General features: G+C 48.5%; 2 protein-coding genes. Both read left to right on the forward strand.

What is annotated here, in order from left to right; genetic code table 11:
- Positions 1-441 precede the first annotated feature (441 nt).
- Complete coding sequence (locus tag BQ9846_RS15435; RefSeq protein ID WP_075881946.1) at positions 442-1,218, forward strand: hypothetical protein; 777 nt, start codon at positions 442-444, stop codon at positions 1,216-1,218.
- 169 nt (positions 1,219-1,387) lie between these two features.
- Complete coding sequence (locus tag BQ9846_RS15440; RefSeq protein ID WP_075881947.1) at positions 1,388-1,684, forward strand: hypothetical protein; 297 nt, start codon at positions 1,388-1,390, stop codon at positions 1,682-1,684.
- Positions 1,685-1,756: the final 72 nt, after the last annotated feature.

The following is a 1,756-nucleotide window of genomic DNA, read 5'->3' on the forward strand; positions in this document are numbered from 1 at the left end:
CGCTCATTCAGGCATTATCCTCTGCATCGGGCGTATCGTGGCGGCTAGCATAACGGCGAAGGCAGAAGCGGTCACGGTTGTGTCTCCGAATGAACGAATGACACCAAGCTTTTACCCACCGGAAAGCTCTTAAAATCCCCCAATCTCGTGCCACGAAGCTTTTACCTTTCGTATCGACATTAAACGCGATTTTATGCCCGAATAGCCCCCGTTTTGCTGTGTTCCTATGTTCCGAAGGTGACGCTTTTGGCGGAGAAGCTTGTAAGCTATCGCGTAAATCTGGGTAAGTGATGTCGTACATACGCAGAGTAAGGCCCTTGCGAATGGGATCGCTATTTTATTCTTTTAAAGGGGGGCGATTAGACCCGCTACTTGAAGCCCATATGCCTTGTTAGACTGCTAAAACCATTTTCAAACGCAGGCAAGGCAGGGAATAACCACATGCTACAAAAACTGGAAAATATTTATTTAGGTATCCTACGCGGTGTGGTGCTGATTATTTCAGGAGGGCTATTACTGGGCGCCATTTTCTTTGGTCTTAATGCCTTAAAGGTCATTAGTGGACCCCCCACATTCGATCCCTATACACCCGAGATAGAAGCAAATACGGGGTATAAGCAATCGCTGATTACCCAATATCAACCAACGGACAACGCCTCGGAGCGCTCAACAGCGGAGGCTTCCCCCGACAATGCCTCGCCAGCATCCCAAGGCTCAACGGAAGAAAATCCCCTTCAATCGCAATATGAAGACGTCGCCAATTTGGTCGATGAGTTCGCAACCGAAGTAACAGGGGAAACGGGCTGGATTAATAAAGACTTTGTGATTAACCATATACGTACTCGTGCTGAAGCCTATAACACGTCACGCCTTACACAAGCGTATGCCAATGATATTGTGCCCTATGTCCGCAATGTTCTGCAGGATGAACAGGTTATCGACGTCGCTGACAGCCAAAATTTAATTGATATCGTCAATGAGGTGCTCGATGACTTCGATCGTCAATTTGATCAAGCCCTCAGTGCAGAAGACCGACGCCGCAATCAAGCGCAGCGAGAACATGCCCAAGGCAAAGTGGAAGGAATGCAAAGCCTCTACATAGCAGGTGGCACTTTTGGCGCTTTCTTGTTTATTGTCTTCCTCTCCATCTTTATCAAGATAGAACGTAATTTGCGCCATCTGGCGGAGCTACCTTCAGGCCGGAATAAAAACACGTGAACACGCGCTGCCACGTGCTGAATGAATTTAATGGCTGATGCGGAAGGCAGGCAGGAAGTCATCCTGTCTGCCTGATCTCCCTCAGGTAACCGTGGTCATCTCTCAGACGTCATAAAGCCCTGTCATAAATACATATTATTCCTTTGCCCACTAGGTAAAGGAACCTTTTATGACCACGATTGACTCCCCGCAGCACATCCCATCGCTAGCGGTATCACCTCAGCTAAAAACCTTTCTGGAAGATCAGCTTATCCACACCCCGTTTGAGGGTGATCTCCATGCGGCTCAGCAATTCTGGCAAAGCACAGGAACGCAGCTGCACTATCTGACAGCCTCCAACGTCCTGTCAGATTTACCCGGCATCGATAAGCTCAAACGCTTTCAGCTGATCCATTTAAGCGAGATGTTGCTCGAGTTATGGTCAAGTCTGGTGTACAGCGGTCAAGCGGCGTTGCTGTCTGATTGATCGGTTAAAGGCTCACCATCCTGGAACTTCACGTTATTCACGACGAGTTCCAGTTTGTTGAACCCGGCTATC

It is taken from the genome of Vreelandella massiliensis (genome assembly GCF_900155385.1).
Taxonomy (GTDB): Bacteria; Pseudomonadota; Gammaproteobacteria; order Pseudomonadales; family Halomonadaceae; genus Vreelandella; species Vreelandella massiliensis.

Coding starts and splice junctions, on each gene's coding strand:
- BQ9846_RS15440 (WP_075881947.1), top strand. CDS start 1,388: ATGACCACGATTGACTCCCCGCAGCACATCCCATCGCTAGCGGTATCA.
- BQ9846_RS15435 (WP_075881946.1), top strand. CDS start 442: ATGCTACAAAAACTGGAAAATATTTATTTAGGTATCCTACGCGGTGTG.